The sequence below is a fragment of the Bacillus sp. PS95 genome, assembly GCF_037963565.1.
Lineage (GTDB): Bacteria > Bacillota > Bacilli > Bacillales > Bacillaceae > Bacillus > Bacillus subtilis.
Window position 1 is genome coordinate 3,805,534 of sequence record NZ_CP150160.1, and the last position, 18,032, is coordinate 3,823,565.

Consider the following 18,032-nt stretch of genomic DNA (forward strand, 5'->3'; position numbering starts at 1 on the left):
ATAGCTACATCGCAATCGCAGACGGACCCGCGCCAACCGGAATCACCGTCACGGCTGTATAATCACTTGTGCGGTACACGGTCACAGCATTGTCGTTGGGCTGTGCCGCATAAATATACTGTTTGTCCGGCGTTACGGCGAGGTCAAAAGCGCCGGGGAGAGACACGTTTGCAATGATCCTCTGTCTGGCCGTATTAACTACATATAAGTTATTAATAAGAAACGGTTCACTATATGGCTCTAGAAAATAAGCTCTAGTGCTATCGAGAGAAAATACAATCGTCCTCAGCGTTTCAAATAAACGGCTGAAGTCCCCTCCCCTGCTTAATGGAGACAAACTAATCTCCGTTACACCTTTCGGCCACAGCTCACCATTCAACACGTACGCAAAATTTCCAGCGTAAGGAGTTGCAATTAAACTGGGAAATTCAAATGAATCTATGATACTTTCTACCAACTGCCCAGTATTTGCATCATATTTATCAACCGACCAACTGCTTCCATTAGCGGTATAGACATACTGTCCATTCGGATCAAGAGCAAAGTCTAAAGCGCCGGGTATCGGAATGACATCAATGACCGATTGAGAGGCCGTGTTAATCACATATATAGATCCGGCGGCCATCACGTATGCGAACCCATCTGTTGGATCAAATTCGATCTTTCTCGGCCCTCCTCCAACAGTAATGGTATTTATGATGGTTAATGTTTTATTATCAATCACTGAGACAAGGTTGGTATTTCCATGGAGGACATACGTGAATGCTTTATCGAAAGTAACGCCTAGATTAGTTGGCACGTCAGAAAAAGGGATTGTTTTTACAACAGTGTTTAAATCTGCATCAATAACCGAAACCGTGCTGTCTCCAGTATTGGCAGTAAACACATACGATTGAGGGTCTGGTGATGGCGGTAAAACAAGTGTCCCGGTCACCGTAAGCGGACTGCCGTAGAAAGGCGGTACAATGAGCAGATCTTCCACTGTCATTTGACTAAAATCAGGACAGCGGTCAGACTGTGCTGCATAATAAACAACTTGATCAATCTCTTCAGTATGAATCACAGAAACCGCCCCATTGCCTTGTCCATATTGATTTCGCACAGGCGACACACTGACAAGAAGCGTAATGGTCCCTTGTACTCTCACAGCATATCGAACACCGATATCTTCTGGTTCCGGCCCAGTCTGGATTAAGCAAGGCTCACTGATACAGGACAAATTGTCTGTACTCCATGTAACAGCCGCTGACGCTTCGGCCGAATCAACCTTGAAGCCCTCAGGGATATCTATCGGCACTTGAAACGGCGCTTCTCGGCTAATTTCCTCATCACAAAAACAGAAACAATTTTCCTGTAAAGCAGAAAGATCATTCTTTTTCATGATTTCACGTCCTTTTAAAAATGCACAGCATTCAGTTGATTAGATCGCAATAGCTCCCGGTGAAACCCCAAGAGATATCACAGTTTCCTCAGAATAATCATCTGTGTTGTAAACAATGATGCTCTGCTCTATAAAACGAGTTGCATACAGAAAATCGCCAATCGGGGTAAACGCATAGTCTGTTGCTGATTGCGGAAGATTTCCAATTACACCTGCTCCATTCGGACTGACAGAATATAAATTGCCAGTGAAGCTGTCATGTAAATACACCTCTGATCCACTCGTAAACATTACATATAGCCCGTCAGGCTCCAGCTCTTGGGTATCCCTGATCGTAAACGTATTTAAATCAATAACCGTCAAATAATTGAATAAGAATTCTTGTTCTAATACATACGCATACCGCTCCGTAGAATCTGTTTCTATGGATGATACGATAAGCTCTCGTTCAATCGTTCCTAAGACTTCACCGGTAGATAAGTCCACTTTTTGCACTAACCCAAAATTAAGAACATAGGCGAACAACCCATTGGGGTCAATTGCAATATCAAAACCTTCTACAGGAATAGACCTCTCAACAGTCAACGTATCAATTCCAATCACATAAATGGCAGTACCGGTGAAAACATAAGCAAACTCATGATTAGGGATAAATCTAATCAATCGAGGCGGCTGATCCAGCAATATAGTTGCTGTCACTGTTAATGTGTCATAATCGATGACAGAAATCACATTATTGTTGGGATGTAAGACAAACACAGCGCTTTTATCTGGCGTAATTTCAATACCTGCCGGATTGTACGGAAGAGCAATCGTTGTCACAACAGTATGGGTGTTTGTATCAATCACAGAAACTGATTGATCATTTGGATTCGCTGTAAACGCGTAGACGGGTTCCGGCTCCGGTACAAGCACAATCGTCCCCGTCACCGATAAAGGACTGCCGTAAAACGGCGGAACAACAACAAGGTTCTCAATCGTGATGTCACTGATATCCGGGCAATCATCCGGTTCATCGGAATAATAGACGACTTGATCGATTTCTGCATTGTGAATGACGGAAACAGCCCCGTCCCCTTGTCCATATTGATTTCGCACAGGTGAGACACTGACGAGTAGCGTAACGGTTCCCTGCAGGCGCACTGCAAATTGAACACCGACCTCATCAGGCTCTGGCCCCGTTTGAATTAAGCAACGGTCACTGACACAAGAAAGGCTGTCTGCATTCCACGTCACGTTTGCAACAGCTTCAGCCGGATCAACGACAAATCCTTCAGGTAATTCAATCGGCGCTTGAAACATGGCTTCTCGGCTTGCTTCTCCCTCACAAAAACATAAGCACTCTTCTTGTTCTGCTCCTGCTTTTTCTTTAAAGGAAAGCTTGTTTTTTCTCATTCCTTCACTTCCTTTTCAGACATACACTGCTCACGCAGATATAACAGAATATGGAAGTGTAACGTGCTTGCTTGTACAAATTGCTGAGGGTAAACGCTTCTTTTTGAAAATATATCTCCAAACATGCGGTGTAACGAAAGAAAAAATTGCGGTTTTTTTGCGCTTCTCACAAGAATGTTGATGATAAAATATGACATATATAGAATTATGAAGGGAGGGATTTGCAAACGTGACAGGTGTCATATCTTCTTCTTCCATCGGAGAAAAGATTAACGAATGGTATATGTACATACGCCGATTCAGCATACCCGATGCAGAATATTTGCGACGAGAAATCAAGCAAGAGCTGGATCAAATGGAAGAAGATCAAGACCTTCATTTGTACTATTCACTGATGGAGTTTCGGCACAACCTAATGCTTGAGTACCTTGAACCGTTAGAAAAAATGAGGATTGAGGAACAGCCGAGACTGTCTGATCTGCTGCTTGAGATTGATAAAAAACAGGCTCGTTTAACTGGTCTGCTTGAGTACTATTTTAATTTCTTCAGAGGCATGTATGAGCTGGATCAGCGGGAATATCTGTCGGCTATTAAATTTTTCAAAAAGGCCGAAAGCAAGCTGATATTCGTTAAGGATCGGATAGAGAAAGCTGAGTTTTTCTTTAAGATGTCTGAATCTTATTACTATATGAAACAAACGTATTTTTCAATGGACTATGCACGGCAAGCATATGAAATATACAAAGAAAATGAAGCTTATAATATAAGATTGCTGCAGTGTCATTCTTTATTTGCCACCAATTTTTTAGATTTAAAACAGTATGAGGATGCCGTCTCACATTTTCAAAAAGCTTATTCTATGGCAGAAGCTGAAAAGCAGCCCCAATTAATGGGAAGAACTTTGTACAATATCGGGCTTTGTAAAAACAGCCAAAGCCAATATGAGGATGCCATAACTTATTTCAAAAGAGCAATAGCTGTTTTTGAAGAATCAAATATTCTTCCTTCCTTACCTCAAGCGTATTTTTTAATTACACAGATCCATTATAAATTAGGAAAAATGGATAAAGCTCATGAATATCATAGTAAGGGAATGGCTTATTCACAAAAGGCCGGAGATGTAATATATTTATCAGAGTTTGAATTTTTGAAATCTTTATACTTATCAGGCCCGGATGAAGAAGCAATTCAAGGATTTTTTGATTTTCTCGAAAGTAAAATGTTGTATGCTGATCTTGAAGATTTCGCTATTGATGTGGCAAAATATTATCATGAACGTAAAAATTTTCAAAAAGCTTCTGCTTATTTTTTGAAGGTGGAACAAGTAAGGCAACTTATTCAAGGAGGAGTGAGTTTGTATGAAATTGAAGTCTAAACTATTACTCTCTTGTCTGGCTCTAAGCACTGTGTTCGTGGCAACAACTATTGCAAATGCACCTACACACCAAATTGAAGTTGCACAACGAGGAATGATTTAACCGCCGTCCATCGGCGGTTTTTTTGTCCCCTCTTTACCCAGTCTCCCAATCCATGCTATGATTTTTTTCAATAATCTTGAAGAGAGTGGAAATGCAGCATGTCTCTGTAAAGTGTGAGAACCCACTTTACACAGTGGAATCGAGAAAATGATGTGACGGAGTTCGAAACGTCGAGCGCGACAGTGTTGAACAGACAGCTGAGACGATCGGCGTAAGCCCGACTAGAATCGCCAAGTCCCTGTCCTTCAGAGGGGAAGGAGATCAGACGATTCTGATTGTGGCAGCCGGCGATGCCAAGATCGACAACAAAACGTTCAGGCGAACATTTGGCTTTAAAGCAAGAATGCTCTCTCCTAATGAGGTGCTGGAGCAGACAGGCCATGAAATTGGAGGAGTTTGCCCATTTGGATTGGCTCATGATCTTGAGGTTTATCTTGATGTATCGCTGAAACGGTTTGGGACTGTTTTCCCCGCATGTGGCAGAAGAAACTCCGCTATCGAGGAGGATTATCCGAATTTTCTATCTAAAAAGCGTGGATTGATGTTTGTAAAGACTGGGAATAAAAAAACATCCAGACATCGTCTGGATGTTTACTTATTTCACAAACCCAAGCAGCATTTCACGGATGATTTTGCTGGCTGTGTTTGCCGTTTGCTCTGAGTGGTCATACACCGGTGCGACTTCCACTAAATCAGCGCCCTTTACGTTTACCTCTGAACGCGCAATTTCATGGACCGATGCAAGCAGTTCTTTAGACGTGATGCCGCCGGCGTCAACCGTTCCTGTACCCGGTGCGTGTGCAGGGTCTAATACGTCAATGTCAATTGTGACATAAACCGGACGGCCCGCCAGCTTCGGAAGCACCTCTTTCAGCGGTTCAAGCACTTCAAATTTTGAGATGTGCATGCCGTTTTCCTTCGCCCATTCAAACTCTTCTTTCATGCCGGAACGGATTCCGAATGAATACACATTGTGCGGTCCGATCAATTCTGCCGCCTTACGGATCGGCGTGGAGTGAGAAAGCGGTTCTCCCTCATAATCAACTCGAAGATCTGTATGTGCGTCAAAATGGATAATCGCAAGGTCTGGGTATTTCTTGTACATCGCTTTAATGACAGGCCATGACACGAGGTGCTCTCCCCCCATACCCATTGGGAACTTCCCTTTTTCTAAAATGCTGTCCACGTACTCTTCAATCATATCCAAGCTTCGCTGCGGATTTCCGAACGGCAGCGGAATGTCGCCAGCGTCAAAGAAGTTCAAGTCAGCCAGATCGCGGTCTAAATATGGGCTGAATTCCTCAAGGCCGATTGACACCTCACGGATTCTGCTTGGACCAAAGCGTGAGCCCGGGCGATAGCTGACTGTCCAGTCCATCGGCATGCCGTAAAGAATGGCGTCCGCCTCTTCCCACTCGGGACGGCTCGCGATAAATACTTTTCCTGAATAAGCTTCATCAAATCTCATCTATAATACCCTCGCTTTCCTGTAAAAAAGCGCAAGATTCGCTCCTGCGCCATACCTTCATTATTTAATCAGGTCACTCACAAATTTCGGCAGAACAAACGCCGCTTTATGAATATCTTTTGTGTAATATTTCGTCTCAATATCGAAGAAGCGGCTGTCTTCCACTGCAAGCGGATCATATTTTTTCGAGCCAATTGTAAATGTCCACAAACCGCTCGGATATGTCGGAATGTTCGCCGTATACAGCTTCGTAATCGGGAAGATTTCCTTCACGTCGCGCTGTACATTTGTGATTAATTCCGGTGTAAACCATGGGTTGTCCGTCTGTGCGACAAAAATGCCGTCTTCTTTCAGCGCTTTAGCGATTCCTGCGTAGAATCCTTTTGTAAACAGGTTTACAGCCGGTCCGACTGGTTCAGTCGAATCTACCATGATGACGTCATATTGATTTTCAGATTTTGCAATGTGCATAAATCCGTCATCTACCTGCACGTCAACGCGCGGATCATCCAGTTTGCCTGCGATAGAAGGAAGGAACTTTTTAGAGTATTCGATAACCTTGCCGTCAATATCTACAAGTGTCGCTTTTTTCACGCTTGGGTGCTTCAGGATTTCTCTGATAACGCCGCCGTCACCGCCGCCGACTACGAGAACTTGCTCCGGATTTGGGTGCGTGAATAATGGGACATGCGCCACCATTTCGTGATAAACGAATTCGTCTTTTTCAGATGTCATCACCATGCCGTCCAAAAAAAGCATGTTGCCGAACTCTTCTGTTTCCACCATTTCTAAATGCTGAAACTCCGTTTGTTCTGTATGTAACGTCTTGTTAACCTTCATCGTAATGCCAAAGTTTTTCGTCTGCTTCTCTGTGTACCAAAGTTCGCTCAATTGTCATCTCCCTTTCGAGGCTGTATTCATTTATTGTAAGCGTCTTATCAGCTTTTATTCTCGGTTGAAATCTCATTTTCACCTAAGGAAAAAGTATAGAGGATGGCGGGGAAAAAGTAAAGATGCGTCCTGTTCTGCGATGTTTAAAAACGATCTTTTTTTCTCATAATAGTAGAAACATAAAAAAAGGGGGAACCCGTTGTGGATGCAATGACAAATAAACGGCTGAGACTGACGCTGAAAACCGTTCGCGCCTTTATCTTTTTAGGGGCTTTTGCGGCCTTGGCGGCAGCTGCCGTGTTTATGACTGTCATTTTGATAGCCAAATACCAGGGCGCTCCCTCGGTGCAAGTGCCGCAATCCACGATTTTGTATGCGAGTGACGGCTCAAAGCTCGGGGAAACGAACTACGGCGAAAAGCGCTATTGGGTCCCCTTAAAGGACATGAATCCGACGATCGTAAAAGCGACAGTGGCGATTGAAGACCAGAATTTCTACGATCATCACGGCTTTGATTATAAACGCATGGCCGGCGCGGCGCTTGCTGACCTGAAAGCATTTGCCAAGGTTCAGGGTGCAAGCACCATCACCCAGCAATATGCGAGAAACTTATACCTTGAACACGACAAAACGTGGAAACGGAAATGGAATGAGGCGTTCTACACGATCCGTCTGGAACAAAACTATTCTAAGGACGAGATATTAGAAGGCTATTTAAATACGATTTACTACGGACACGGCGCCTACGGCATTGAAGCAGCTTCCCGCCTGTATTTCGGCAAACATGCCAAAAACCTGACGGATGCGGAGGCGGCGCTTTTAGCAGGAATCCCGAAAGGCCCTTCCGGCTATTCACCGTATGTCAATGAGACGAAGGCCAAGGAACGCCAGAAAACGATTGTGCGGATGATGGAAAAGCAGCAGATGATCAGCCAAAAGAAAGCGGATGAATTGATCAAGGAACCTCTTTCCTATCAGCCTTTGAATAAACAAGTTTCCAAGAGAAAGGCTCCTTATTTCTATGACAATGCGATGAGAGAGCTGGAGAAAAAGCTCGGCATGACACGGGAGCAAATTGAAACAAGTGGGTTAAATGTCTATACAACGGTAGATAAGCGGATGCAGCGCATCGCCGAGGAGACCATTACCGAAACAGTTAACGCGGGATCTGACATTCAAGTCGGGTTTTCAGCCATTGATCCCCGCACCGGAAACGTTCTCGCCCTTGTCGGCGGCAGGGATTATCAAAAAAGCCCGTTTGACCGGACGACACAGGCGAAGCGCCAGCCTGCTTCGACGATCAAGCCGTTGCTGTACTATAAAGCGATTCAGAGCGGATTTACGCCAGTCACTTTGATGAAAAGCGAAGAAACCGAGTTTCAAATTGATGCAAAGGGAGAAACCTATTCTCCAAGCAACTATAACGGATACTATGCCAACAAGCCGATTACGCTTCTGCAGGCGCTGGCGCTTTCCGACAATATTTACGCTGTGAAAACGCATCTTTTTCTCGGCACGAACAAACTTGTAAAGACGGCAAAGGAATTCGGCATTACCGCCCCTCTTCAAGCACTGCCGTCTCTGGCACTCGGCACCGAACCCGTGCGTCCGATTGAGATGGTCAACGCCTATGCCATGCTCGCAAATGGCGGAAAGAAAATCGAACCGACTTTTATTTCAAGGGTAACGGACGCAGCCGGCCACGTGCTGTACGAAAACCCGAATCAGCATAAACAAGTGCTTGATGAAAAAGCCGCTTTTGTCACAGCGAGTATGATGACAGGCATGTTTGATACCGATTTAAATGGATATACGTCGGTTACGGGGCGAACGATAGCCAACCGCCTGACAAGAACGTATGCCGGAAAATCAGGAACCACCAGCGCAGACAGCTGGATGATCGGCTTCAATCCGAAGCTGGCCGCAGGTGTTTGGACCGGCTATGACAAAAACAGCACCATCGACTCGGTCGAAGAAAAAAGCTATGCTAAAACCATTTGGGCGGACTTCATGGAGGACGCGCTCAAAGGCGAACCGGAAACCGCGTTCAAGCCGCCAAAAGGCGTAACCGGTGTGTACATTGATCCGGAAACAGGCTACTCATCAGGTCCCGGCTGCGCCGCTAAGCATTACACATATTTTGTGAAAGGGACAGAACCCGCAAACGTGTGCTACGGGGCAGAACCCGCAAAACAAACAAAAGACCGGCTTCCAACCAAAGAAAAGCCCGCTTCCGAGAAAAAGTGGTGGGACAAATGGCTGGGGCGACATCATTGAAAATAACCCGGCTCCTCGGAGGCCGGGTTATTCGTATGGTTCCTTCATAATCGATGGAAGAATGTTAGACAATCGAGCTGAACAATCAGTTTTGGGATAAAGTGGTGAATTTCTCATTTCTTCGACGCCGGCTTTCATCTCCCAGTCGCCGACTCATATCCCCCTAAAAATGAAAAACCCCGAGTCTTGTTTCGGCTCGGGATTTTCCATGTCCTATTTCTGTATCACCAGTTTACTCAATGTTTACGAAAAATATCTCAAATACTTTAAAAGTTCACAGAAAATTCACAAATCAATCGTCTTCCGGAAGCAGGCTCGTTTTTAACTCATCTGAGGAACGGTCCCATAGGCCCTGATCATGCTTTTTCAGAAATTCACCTAGTACACGCTTCGAGCTGTCGTCCATTTTATCAACGATGATTTTCCGTTTCATGGATTTATCCATCAAATTCACATGCTCAGGCAGCGACTTGTAGCCTCTTCTGATGCTTCTGTCGACCGTCATTTCACAGGCTGTCACACCAGCGTAATAAGGCCCCTCTTCTTTTCTGTCAATCGTTACCCACACAAGCCAGTATGGTTTTCCGTTCGGCACTTCTTCTTTATTCGGGAGAAATTTAATTCCTTTTTCAACGGTGCTGCGGGCATGCATAGCGCCGATGTCTACGAACGCTTCTTTTTCCTCTACATCAACGAATACGGGAGAAATGTTATCAAGGCTGAGTGCCCCTACGCCAAAACCGCCGTGTCCGTCTGTCGGATCACTTTTGATAATATTAAACCCGATTGATTTTTTCTTTTTTTCTTCCATGAAGTTCTACCTCCTACAAAAGCGGTTGAAATATCGCTGAAAACAGCTTTAAAATCGAATCTCTTCCTGCATTGAGCATCGGCCACAGCACGTAAGATCCTAGCGGTGTCACAAACAGCACCAAAAACACGATAAAGCCGTAGCTCTCCGCCTGCGTCATTTTGGCACGCACGCCCGGCGGAACGAGATCTTCTATAATTCGATAGCCATCGAGCGGAGGAAGCGGCAGCAGATTAAATAAAAACAAGACAAGATTCAGCTGTATCCAAATAGAAAAAAACTGATCCAGCCCCGTGCTGAACGCCGCAAGCATTTCCATTCCGTACGCATGCATCAACACTAACAAAAAGAAACCAATAAACGCAAGAATCAGGTTACTGACGGGCCCGGCTATAGATACGAGCACACCAGCAAGCCGGGGTTTCTTAAAGAAACGGCGATTCACGGGAATGGGGCGCGCCCACCCGAATCCGGCCACCAGAATCAAAATGGTTCCGAACGGATCAAGGTGTTTAATGGGATTCAGCGTCAGTCTTCCTTGTTTTTTCGCCGTATCGTCACCGAATTTGTATGCGACATAAGCGTGGGCAAGCTCGTGCATCGTAAACGACACAATTAGCGTGATGACGAGGTATGGCATTAAAGATAACGGATAATATAAAAAACGGTCCAAGTGAGATATCCCTCTTTCTCAAAATGCAAGAATTTACTTTATTCAGTATACTATAAGAAGCCTCTTTTTCTAAAGAGAGGAAACGAGATAAAGGAGGATTCAGCACCCATGCCATACGTAACTGTCAAAATGCTCGAAGGCCGTACAGACGAGCAAAAACGCAATCTTGTCGAGAAAGTAACAGAAGCCGTAAAGGAAACAACCGGTGCTTCTGAAGAAAAAATTGTTGTCTTTATAGAAGAAATGAGAAAAGACCATTATGCCGTCGCAGGCAAACGCCTGAGCGATATGGAATAATCTCTATAAAGCCGGCGCTTCGCGCACCGGCTTTTATTATCCCTATTGAGCCAGCTTCGCAATAATCGCCAAGAACGTCTTTTTCTCTTCGGCTGTTAAACGTTCAAACATGCCATCAATCAGCTGCTGGCGGTTTTCGATCATTTGTTCAGCCGCTCCCCGGCCCGATTCAGAAAGAGTAATCCATACAGTGCGGCGGTCATTGTTATTTCTGGATCTCTCAATAAACCCTTCCTGCTCTAAATGATTCAGAGCTGTGGTCGTGGCAGAGGGAGACAGTGTGACCTCCTTCAAAATATCCTTTATGGTGCAGCTCCCATGTCTGTATATGATCCGCAGAATAAATCCTCTTACATTATTCACGTGTTTCGGAACGGTGGCTTCATCTAATTGCTTCGTGCTTTTCAAATATTTTGTAAGTGCGTGATCCAGCAAATTTGCTTCCAGTTTGTCATGGTCCATGTAAATTTCCCCATTTCGAGATGCATTCATAACATACGAACGATATGATTTACTTATTATTTTACTGATTCCGAATAGGGAAAGTCAAAAAAGCAAAATGTGAATTCACAGCTTTTATCCTAAATGCCTCGATTTTCCACCTGTTTGACAAGTTTATCTTTAAAAGTTTGGAAAGGAACGTGTTCACTCTGCTGATGTCCGAATCGGCGGACGTTTACCGCATTCTCCTGCTCCTCATGATCTCCAAGCACCAGCACGTACGGGATTTTCTGCACCTGCGATTCTCTGATTTTATAGCCCAGCTTCTCATTGCGCTCATCAATGCCGGCTCTTATCCCCGCCTGCTTCAGCTCCGCCTGTACCTTTCTGCAATAGTCTAAGTGAACGTGAGAAACCGGTATGATTTGAACCTGGAGCGGTGCGAGCCAGACTGGAAAAGCCCCGCAGTAATGCTCGATCAAAATGCCGAAGAAACGGTCGATTGAGCCGAAAACCGCTCTGTGGATGACAACGGGACGAACCTTTTCATTGTGTTCGTTGATATATGTTAAATCAAATTTTTCCGGCATTTGAAAATCAAGCTGAATTGTCGCACATTGGTGGCTCCGTTTCAGGGCATCTTTTATGTGGAAATCAATTTTCGGCCCGTAAAACGCCCCATCACCTTCATTGATCTCATAAGAGAGGCCAAGCTCCTCAAGGACGCGTGCTAAGGCACGTTCCGACGCTTCCCAAAGGCTGTCATCGCCTAATGAATCCTCCGGGCGAGTCGAAAGCTCAACTGAATACTCGAAACCAAATGTCCGATATACCTCATCAATCAGCCGAATCGCTTCTTTGATCTCACTCTCAATCTGATCCTCCCGAACGAAAATATGGGCGTCATCCTGACAGAACGTCCGAACGCGAAGCATTCCGTTTAAAGCGCCGCTGTATTCATGGCGGTGCACCTGTCCGAATTCCGCCATGCGAATCGGCAGATCCCGATAAGAATACAGGCTGTTTTTAAAGATGAGCATGTGGCCGGGGCAATTCATCGGCTTCATTGCGAATCTTGTATCATCCACTTCTGAAAAGTACATATTGTCGCGATAATGGTCCCAATGGCCTGACTGCTCCCATAACCGCTGATTCATCATAAACGGCGTACGCACCTCATCGTAGCCGGCATTTGTTTGCAGCTCACGCGAGAAGCGCTCCAGCTCATTGCGGACAATCTGCCCTTTCGGCAAATAAAACGGCATCCCCGGCGCTTCTTCAGAAAACATAAACAGCCCTAACTGTTTGCCGAGCTTGCGATGGTCTCGTTTTGCCGCTTCTTCCAGCATATGCAGGTGCGCATCCAAATCTTTTTTCTTTTGAAACGCAACCCCGTACACCCGCTGCAGGACTTCATTTTTGCTGTCTCCGCGCCAATAAGCGCCTGATACTCTTGTCAGTTTGAACGCCTTGATCATCCCTGTAGAAGGAAGATGCGGCCCGCGGCACAGGTCAACGAATTCCCCTTGCTGGTACAATGTGATATCCTCCCCGCGCGGAATATCCTTTAAAATCTCAAGCTTGAGCCGCTCGTCTTTTTGTGCAAACACCTCTTCAGCCTCTTCGTAAGAAACCTCTATACGTTTGATTTCAAGGTTCTCATTTATTATGTTTTTCATTTCTTTTTCGATGGCCTCTAAGTCTCCTGATGCCAAGCTTTTCCCCAGCTTCATGTCATAGTAGAAGCCGTCTTCAATCACAGGCCCTACCCCCAATGACACTTCGCCGTACAGCCGTTTTACTGCTTGGGCCAGCACGTGCGCTGTTGTGTGGCGAAGCACCTGCAAGCCTTCTTGTGAATCGAGTGTGACAATCGAAAGCTCAGCATCTTCCTCCAGCTTAAAGCTGAGATCAACAAGCTTGCCGTTGACCTGACCTGCGGCAGCCTTCTTTTGCAGACTGGAACTGATAGAACCAGCCGCTTCTTTGATTGTGATGCCTTTCGGATATTCCTGGATCTGTCCGTCCGGAAGCTGAATGTGCACATGTTTACTCATTTTAGAACACTCCTTATTCATTGTTGTATATAAAAAAACACACCCGTCCCGCAGATAGGGACGAGTGTGTGATTAACCCGTGGTTCCACCCAAGTTCCCGACAAATACGATATTGTCGGCTCGGTGCTGTAACGCAGCATAGACGGCATTGGTTACTTCAGTTCCCCAATGCTGCTCCAAGGCGGTAAATGATATTCCTAAGCTGGGAAGCTCTCACCTTTCCTTCCCTCTCTGAAAACCGTAACTATCATTCATGTCCTTTTCATCGCATGTATTCAATTCATAAAAAACACACCCGTCCCGCAGATAGGGACGAGTGTGTGATTAACCCGTGGTTCCACCCAAGTTCCCGACAAATACTATGTTGTCGGCTCGGTGCTATAACGCAGCATAAACGGCATTGGATACTTCAGTTCCCCAATGCTGCTCCAAGGCGGTAAATGATATTACTAAGCTGGGAAGCTCTCACCTTTCCTTCCCTCTCTGGAAACCGTAAAAAGCATCTCGTGTCCTTATCAGTGCCTGTTGTTTCAATAATTTTTTATATCTTACTATATATTCCCACAAAGCGCAATCAGTGATTTACATTTTTTTCTGACGCAGCAGTTCCGTTATGGGCAGCCAGAAACAGCCATACAAGCAATGCAGCGAGGCTGTATGCCGCCCCCATCATCAAAAATGTAAACCCGGCACCGGCATACCAAGTGGCGGACAGATGAATGATCACCCCGGTTATCGCTACGCCGACCAAGGCTCCGATTTGCCGGTTTGCATTTAACGCCGCACCGGCGATATTCGCATGTCTTTGCCCGGCAGCCTGCATGATCACAGTTGTCATGGCAGGAACTGTAATACCGGTACAGAGGTTCATAACAGACATCAACACCGCCAGCTGCCAATAAGGAAAATCCGGAGAAATCAGCACAAACAACAGCAATGCAATGATACAGCTGACCGCCATTGATACAAACATAAGCTGACCGGCTTCAAACCGATTCGCCAGACGGGCAAACAGCAGATTGCCGATCACGAAGACCGCCATCATCGGCAGCAGCTCCACTCCAGCCATAAAGGAACTTGCCCCTCCTGCTTCCTGCAAAAAAAGGCTGAGCATAAACATGCCGCCAAAAAGGGCGAAATTCAGCAAAAACCCGATAAATTGGGCAGCTGAGAAGCGGCCGTTTTTGTATAAGGACGCCGGCAGGATGGGTGCTTTTGCAGAAATTTCCCGCAGCAAAAACAGCACAAATGCCAAAATCGCTGCAGTAAATGCTACAAGAATCACTGGCGAGCGCCAGCCCGCTGAAGGCCCCTGTATCAAAGCATAGGAAAGAAACCCGAGAGCCATCATGCCAAGCAGATGCCCGGTGATGTTCACGCGGCCGTTTTTTCCCGGGACGCGGCTTAGGATTCGGTAAGCTGAAATGAGCGCAGCAGCCCCTATTGGCACATTGATCAGAAAAATACTCTGCCAGCCCGCCAACTGTACCAGCACTCCCCCGATAAAGGGCCCAAGGCCTGAAGCGGCGGAAACAAGCGCGGCCCACAGTCCAAACATTCTCGCCCGCGCCCGCTCATCAGGGTAAGAGGCAGCCAAAAGGCTGAGTGAGCTTGGCATAAACAATGCTGCCCCAATTCCCTGTATGAGACGTCCGGCAATCAGCATCTGCCCATTTATAGATGCAGCGCATAGACAGGAGGCCAGAACAAAAACGGCTAGACCCAAGATATAGATCGTCTTCGAGCCGAAACGGTCAGCCAAGGCTCCGCCCGCCAGCAGAAGCGACGCAAAAGTAAGAATGTACCCGTCCACAACCCAAGTTACACCTGAAAGTGACATTGAAAGAGTGTTTTTCATATCAGCCATCGCCACATTCACAACGGTCACATCAAGAGTTGCCATGAGGAAACCAAGTGCGAGCACGATCAGCACGGATATGCCTGTTGATGATGTTGATTCTTGTATAGACCCGCTATTTTTCATTACAATTGCCCTTTCACTTGCTTGATTACCCAATCATCTATTTTTTCAAGATCATACAATTCCCCGACTCTGTCCATGACATGCTGCAAGGATTCTTCTCTCATAAGATTGGACCATTTATCCTCGATTTCCCCCATGACTGTCTCCAGCACACAGTGACTTTCACCCTCAAATACAGATTGCAGCAGGCCTTTCCCCTGATACATCGAACCTCTGCCTTCGACCGCTTGATAAACATCATAAAGCGTAATGTCAGCCAAAGGCTTCGTCAGGGTAAAACCGCCCTTCGTCCCTGGCAAGGATTCTGCCAAACCTGCTTGAACCAATGTTCTCATCAGCTTCTTCAAATAAGACGGAGACACGCGCAATCGCTGGCTTATTGCCTCTGACGTCAAAGAAGCCTGTACAGGCAGCCGTGACAGTAAAAGCAGCACAGAAACCGCCTGCTCCATTCCTGATTTCATTTTCATCCTATTCACTCCTGATTCATTATGGATAACTATTATCCATAATGAATCTCTTAGCAGCTTTTGTCAATAAAAAAAGCAAAAGAAACGATTCATTTCTTTTGCTTGGTATGGTTAACAAATCTGCTTCAGTTCCTCTATGTATTGAAGCGCTTCGTCATATTCTTCATTTGTATATTTTTGCTTGCTTTTGATGGTAAAGACTTTTTCTTTCTTTTCCTCATCCTCAAGCCCGTCAAAGTAAAGGATCGTGGAAACCAGCTCTAAAAACCGTGATGAACGGCTGTTTACACTGTCGATATAGCCTTTCATATCCGGCATGTCCAGATCAGCATGGTCTAAAAATGCGGAGCCTGTCTCAGTCAGCGAATACCGGTATTGAAAGTAGCCGCCCTTTTTTTCCTTCACCTCATGCAGAAATCCAAGGTTGCACAGCTCTTCAATCTGGAGCGTCAGTTCCTCTGAATATGGTCCGTAAAAGTGAAAATCATATTTCTCATAGAAAGGAAACTGCATTTTCTTGGCGATATAAATCATTTTCTGCAGCTTCTTTCGCCCGATGATTTCTCCAGAATCCGAGAACACCTTCATCAGTTTTGCATGTTCTTTCAACAAATTCCCGACATCTCCTTTTTCCTTCTTTCCAATTTCTATGTCAGTCCCAGCAGCTGCCGGATTTTCATTTTCGCTTCCGGATGTTTAGAGCCGTCACAAATCAAGTCCTTTGGATAGTACAGCTTGTGGTCCGTCCGCCGTTTACCTGAGATGGATTCCACAATAGCCGACTGCCTGGACAGCTCTTTAATTTGGCCGTTTTGCGTCAAGAGATGGATTGGCAGACGCTCCTCTTCCTCTCCCGGTCGGTAAAAATCATATGGCAGATCTGATGAAGAATCAACGACCAAATAATAGCTCGGATCGATTCCCGCCTCTTTGAACAATGAAGTCAGCTCAAAATAAGCCGACATTTCTTCATTCGGATTGAATTCAACGTATTGGAACAGCTGGCGGTTAATGAATCTGCGGCACAAGTCGGATAAAATCGCGTCTTCTTCATCCTCCCAGGCCTGGAAGTAATACAAAATAATAGATTCATCCAGCTTTACATAATCCTCCAGTGTCAATTTCCCTTCAAAAATAGAATAGAAATGAACCGGAGCGTGAGTGAAGACATAGCCTTCATCGTGCAGCTGCTTCGCCCTGTGAAGAATCTTCGTTAAAATGACCTCTGCACTTCTGGTCACAGGATGGAAGTAGACCTGCCAGTACATTTGGTAACGGCTCATGATATAGTCTTCGACAGCGTGCATTCCGCTTTCTTTAATGACGATCTGATCCTCGCGCGGCCGCATCACCCGAAGAATCCGCTCCATATCAAAATGGCCGTAGCTGACGCCCGTATAATATGCGTCGCGCTGGAGGTAATCCATGCGGTCTGCGTCAATCTGACTCGAAATCAGGCTGACCACTTGCTTGTTTTTATATGTTTTGGCAATGACTTCAGCAACATCCTGAGGGAAACCCGGGCTCACCTTTCTGAGCACCTGATTAACCTCCGTGTCTCCCAAAATGATACCTCTTGTAAAATCCTCGTGGTCAAGGTGAAAGACCTTTTCAAATGAATGCGAGAACGGCCCGTGCCCGAGGTCATGAAGCAGTGCCGCGGCCAAACAGAGTTCACGCTCACTGTCATCCCATTCAGGGCGGCCTTTAAAGACGTCATCAACCATTCTTCTGACAATTTCATAGACACCGAGAGAATGGTTGAACCGGCTGTGCTCAGCCCCATGGAACGTCAAATAGGTCGTGCCGAGCTGCTTAATTCTGCGGAGACGCTGAAATTCACGGGTTCCGATTAAATCCCATATCAGCTTGTCCCGAACATGAACATAGCGGTGCACCGGATCTTTAAACACTTTTTCTTCTGATAATTTTCCATTTGGATACGCCATCGTCATTCCCTCTTTTTTTTAGCCGTGTTTCTATTATATCGACTCTATTCTTTGAAAACATCCTTGAATTTGCCCGGCGATTTGTTCCATCTTCATGAAAAACACATCTTGTGAAGCAAAAAAGCCTGACCTGAGGGCCGAGGCTAAGAAAAAATATGTTTTTACTTTTTTATTTTCTTTTTTACTTTGTCAATCAGCTCATCCTCTGTCGGAGCTGACAGCGGGCGATTGTTCACAAAAGCAAATGATTTTTTCCGTCCGGGCCCGCAATAAGATTGGCATCCTACCTCAACCTTTGCGTCCGGGTCCACTTCTTTCAAACGCGGCAGCAATGTTTTGATATTAGTGGCTTGGCAATCATCACACACTCGAAATTCATTAGCCATGACGTACGCTTCCCTTCATTTCTATGTTCATCTATGTGAATAACCTAAAATCACGTTTCAAAAAAAATCACATC

18 protein-coding genes, 1 pseudogene and 2 other annotated features are annotated in these 18,032 nt (G+C 45.6%); of the genes and pseudogenes, 5 read left to right on the forward strand and 14 right to left on the reverse strand.

Annotation, left to right across the window (positions count from 1 at the left end; translation table 11 throughout):
• Positions 1 to 4: 4 nt before the first annotated feature.
• Genes NSQ12_RS19830 through NSQ12_RS19840 form a run of 3 tightly spaced genes read right to left on the reverse strand, consistent with a single transcriptional unit; the run spans position 5 to position 3,003 of the window.
• On the reverse strand, positions 5 to 1,381 hold the full coding sequence (locus tag NSQ12_RS19830) for a YncE family protein (protein ID WP_339175445.1): 1,377 nt from the start codon (positions 1,379 to 1,381) through the stop codon (positions 5 to 7).
• Positions 1,382 to 1,420: 39 nt separating this feature from the next.
• Positions 1,421 to 2,776 (reverse strand): YncE family protein, encoded by a 1,356-nt coding sequence (locus NSQ12_RS19835; protein ID WP_088327185.1) that lies wholly within the window; start codon positions 2,774 to 2,776, stop codon positions 1,421 to 1,423.
• Positions 2,773 to 3,003, reverse strand: coding sequence for a hypothetical protein (locus NSQ12_RS19840; protein ID WP_326256832.1), 231 nt, complete (start codon positions 3,001 to 3,003; stop codon positions 2,773 to 2,775). Before NSQ12_RS19840 ends, NSQ12_RS19835 begins: the two co-directional genes overlap by 4 nt.
• Before the next feature lie 2 nt (positions 3,004 to 3,005).
• Here NSQ12_RS19840 and rapF point away from each other — a divergent pair, with 2 nt between their 5' ends.
• The 3 genes and pseudogenes from rapF to NSQ12_RS19855 all read left to right on the forward strand — a co-directional run bounded on the left by rapF (position 3,006) and on the right by NSQ12_RS19855 (position 4,782).
• Positions 3,006 to 4,151, forward strand: a complete 1,146-nt coding sequence (gene rapF, locus NSQ12_RS19845; protein WP_029318693.1) for a response regulator aspartate phosphatase RapF — start codon at positions 3,006 to 3,008, stop codon at positions 4,149 to 4,151.
• Positions 4,135 to 4,254, forward strand: a complete 120-nt coding sequence (phrF, locus tag NSQ12_RS19850; protein ID WP_009968329.1) for a phosphatase RapF inhibitor PhrF — start codon at positions 4,135 to 4,137, stop codon at positions 4,252 to 4,254. Before rapF ends, phrF begins: the two co-directional genes overlap by 17 nt.
• A gap of 113 nt (positions 4,255 to 4,367) precedes the next feature.
• A pseudogene (locus NSQ12_RS19855) lies at positions 4,368 to 4,782 on the forward strand (YbaK/EbsC family protein).
• A 67-nt stretch (positions 4,783 to 4,849) separates the two neighbouring features.
• Here NSQ12_RS19855 and speB read toward each other — a convergent pair.
• Complete coding sequence (gene speB, locus NSQ12_RS19860; RefSeq protein WP_015250983.1) at positions 4,850 to 5,722, reverse strand: agmatinase; 873 nt, start codon at positions 5,720 to 5,722, stop codon at positions 4,850 to 4,852.
• 60 nt (positions 5,723 to 5,782) lie between these two features.
• Positions 5,783 to 6,613 carry a spermidine synthase gene (gene speE / locus NSQ12_RS19865; RefSeq protein ID WP_167408507.1) on the reverse strand — a complete coding sequence of 277 codons (831 nt, stop codon included), beginning with the start codon at positions 6,611 to 6,613 and terminating at the stop codon, positions 5,783 to 5,785.
• A gap of 201 nt (positions 6,614 to 6,814) precedes the next feature.
• Between speE and NSQ12_RS19870 the strand changes: the two genes are divergently transcribed.
• The gene (locus NSQ12_RS19870) at positions 6,815 to 8,890 is read left to right on the forward strand and encodes a transglycosylase domain-containing protein (RefSeq protein ID WP_167408508.1); all 2,076 of its coding nucleotides are present in this window, start codon (positions 6,815 to 6,817) and stop codon (positions 8,888 to 8,890) included.
• Between the two features lie 292 nt (positions 8,891 to 9,182).
• On the opposite strand, the gene NSQ12_RS19875 is transcribed toward NSQ12_RS19870, so the two are convergent.
• On the reverse strand, positions 9,183 to 9,701 hold the full coding sequence (locus NSQ12_RS19875; protein WP_014478300.1) for a YwhD family protein: 519 nt from the start codon (positions 9,699 to 9,701) through the stop codon (positions 9,183 to 9,185).
• Between the two features lie 13 nt (positions 9,702 to 9,714).
• Entirely contained in the window at positions 9,715 to 10,374 is a 660-nt protein-coding gene (locus NSQ12_RS19880) for a site-2 protease family protein (RefSeq protein ID WP_003243167.1), read from the reverse strand.
• 108 nt (positions 10,375 to 10,482) lie between these two features.
• Between NSQ12_RS19880 and NSQ12_RS19885 the strand changes: the two genes are divergently transcribed.
• Positions 10,483 to 10,671, forward strand: a complete 189-nt coding sequence (locus NSQ12_RS19885) for a 2-hydroxymuconate tautomerase (protein WP_003222038.1) — start codon at positions 10,483 to 10,485, stop codon at positions 10,669 to 10,671.
• 42 nt (positions 10,672 to 10,713) lie between these two features.
• On the opposite strand, the gene NSQ12_RS19890 is transcribed toward NSQ12_RS19885, so the two are convergent.
• The 7 genes from NSQ12_RS19890 to NSQ12_RS19920 all read right to left on the reverse strand — a co-directional run bounded on the left by NSQ12_RS19890 (position 10,714) and on the right by NSQ12_RS19920 (position 17,958).
• Entirely contained in the window at positions 10,714 to 11,133 is a 420-nt protein-coding gene (locus NSQ12_RS19890) for a MarR family transcriptional regulator (protein ID WP_003242889.1), read from the reverse strand.
• Positions 11,134 to 11,252: 119 nt separating this feature from the next.
• Positions 11,253 to 13,169 (reverse strand): threonine--tRNA ligase, encoded by a 1,917-nt coding sequence (gene thrS, locus NSQ12_RS19895; protein WP_339175450.1) that lies wholly within the window; start codon positions 13,167 to 13,169, stop codon positions 11,253 to 11,255.
• Between the two features lie 53 nt (positions 13,170 to 13,222).
• Positions 13,223 to 13,444 (reverse strand) — a binding site (T-box leader).
• A 30-nt stretch (positions 13,445 to 13,474) separates the two neighbouring features.
• Positions 13,475 to 13,697, reverse strand: a binding site (T-box leader).
• 46 nt (positions 13,698 to 13,743) lie between these two features.
• Positions 13,744 to 15,153 (reverse strand): MFS transporter, encoded by a 1,410-nt coding sequence (locus NSQ12_RS19900; RefSeq protein ID WP_046664004.1) that lies wholly within the window; start codon positions 15,151 to 15,153, stop codon positions 13,744 to 13,746.
• Positions 15,153 to 15,623, reverse strand: coding sequence for an Rrf2 family transcriptional regulator (locus NSQ12_RS19905; RefSeq protein ID WP_017696247.1), 471 nt, complete (start codon positions 15,621 to 15,623; stop codon positions 15,153 to 15,155). Before NSQ12_RS19905 ends, NSQ12_RS19900 begins: the two co-directional genes overlap by 1 nt.
• A gap of 111 nt (positions 15,624 to 15,734) precedes the next feature.
• Positions 15,735 to 16,235: a YwgA family protein gene (locus NSQ12_RS19910; RefSeq protein WP_003227524.1), complete on the reverse strand. Its 501-nt coding sequence runs from the start codon at positions 16,233 to 16,235 to the stop codon at positions 15,735 to 15,737.
• A 35-nt stretch (positions 16,236 to 16,270) separates the two neighbouring features.
• Complete coding sequence (locus tag NSQ12_RS19915) at positions 16,271 to 17,572, reverse strand: HD domain-containing protein (protein WP_015250978.1); 1,302 nt, start codon at positions 17,570 to 17,572, stop codon at positions 16,271 to 16,273.
• A gap of 161 nt (positions 17,573 to 17,733) precedes the next feature.
• Complete coding sequence (locus NSQ12_RS19920) at positions 17,734 to 17,958, reverse strand: DUF1450 domain-containing protein (RefSeq protein WP_003222050.1); 225 nt, start codon at positions 17,956 to 17,958, stop codon at positions 17,734 to 17,736.
• Positions 17,959 to 18,032: the final 74 nt, after the last annotated feature.

Bases quoted from the DNA above. Each gene is read 5' to 3' on its own strand.
- NSQ12_RS19830 (WP_339175445.1), bottom strand. From the start codon at position 1,381: ATGAAAAAGAATGATCTTTCTGCTTTACAGGAAAATTGTTTCTGTTTT.
- NSQ12_RS19835 (WP_088327185.1), bottom strand. From the start codon at position 2,776: ATGAGAAAAAACAAGCTTTCCTTTAAAGAAAAAGCAGGAGCAGAACAA.
- phrF (WP_009968329.1), top strand. From the start codon at position 4,135: ATGAAATTGAAGTCTAAACTATTACTCTCTTGTCTGGCTCTAAGCACT.
- speB (WP_015250983.1), bottom strand. From the start codon at position 5,722: ATGAGATTTGATGAAGCTTATTCAGGAAAAGTATTTATCGCGAGCCGT.
- NSQ12_RS19875 (WP_014478300.1), bottom strand. From the start codon at position 9,701: ATGGAAGAAAAAAAGAAAAAATCAATCGGGTTTAATATTATCAAAAGT.
- NSQ12_RS19885 (WP_003222038.1), top strand. From the start codon at position 10,483: ATGCCATACGTAACTGTCAAAATGCTCGAAGGCCGTACAGACGAGCAA.
- NSQ12_RS19890 (WP_003242889.1), bottom strand. From the start codon at position 11,133: ATGGACCATGACAAACTGGAAGCAAATTTGCTGGATCACGCACTTACA.
- thrS (WP_339175450.1), bottom strand. From the start codon at position 13,169: ATGAGTAAACATGTGCACATTCAGCTTCCGGACGGACAGATCCAGGAA.
- NSQ12_RS19900 (WP_046664004.1), bottom strand. From the start codon at position 15,153: ATGAAAAATAGCGGGTCTATACAAGAATCAACATCATCAACAGGCATA.
- NSQ12_RS19905 (WP_017696247.1), bottom strand. From the start codon at position 15,623: ATGAAAATGAAATCAGGAATGGAGCAGGCGGTTTCTGTGCTGCTTTTA.
- NSQ12_RS19915 (WP_015250978.1), bottom strand. From the start codon at position 17,572: ATGGCGTATCCAAATGGAAAATTATCAGAAGAAAAAGTGTTTAAAGAT.
- NSQ12_RS19920 (WP_003222050.1), bottom strand. From the start codon at position 17,958: ATGGCTAATGAATTTCGAGTGTGTGATGATTGCCAAGCCACTAATATC.